This window comes from Candidatus Frankia alpina, from assembly GCF_902806485.1.
GTDB lineage: Bacteria > Actinomycetota > Actinomycetes > Frankiales > Frankiaceae > Frankia > Frankia alpina.
In genome coordinates this window covers 1-501 of sequence record NZ_CADCWT010000577.1, presented here as the reverse complement: position 1 = coordinate 501, position 501 = coordinate 1, and the positions used below count along the sequence as shown (strand labels likewise).

The 501-nt window shown below is 60.7% G+C and carries 1 protein-coding gene; it reads right to left on the bottom strand.

The genetic code is table 11. The features are described 5' to 3' along the window. Positions 1-255: 255 nt before the first annotated feature. On the bottom strand, positions 256-501 hold a 246-nt coding region (locus G6R25_RS25745; RefSeq protein WP_205447462.1), incomplete at its 5' end, for a hypothetical protein.

The window sequence follows — 501 nt, the reverse complement described above, 5'->3', positions numbered from 1 at the left end:
ACATTCCTCACAACCTAGAGTAACCAGTCAGCACGGAAAGTGACCTTCGCGCGGCCCTGGGTGGAACCTTCCCGGTCTGGGGGCGAAGCGCGCACGACGGCGTCGTCCGTCGGGCCGAATCCGGTTCCGGACACGGCACAATGACGCGCTGAACTACGGGGCGCTCTGAAGTACGCGGAAAAAGAAGGAGGTAGCTACATAGCGTCGCCGGAACAGGCGACGTCTTTAGCTGCGGCGGCGCAGCGACCGATCAGGTCAGCGACAGAGCGCTGCCTGGCCACGGGCAAGATCCAGCCAACGGCAACACGTGAGCAGCACGGTTGTCGCCTGGGTCATGGGGATGAGCATGCTGCTCCGGCGGCCGAACGTCCAACTACGCTTCGTTATGGCGATCAATCGCATTCGGTTATGAATGTCCAGTACCCTGACCGACATGCGACGGACACTGAGCCTTTCCCGGTAACGTTTCGTCGCTTTGCGTGACATCAATGTGGTGTTGGT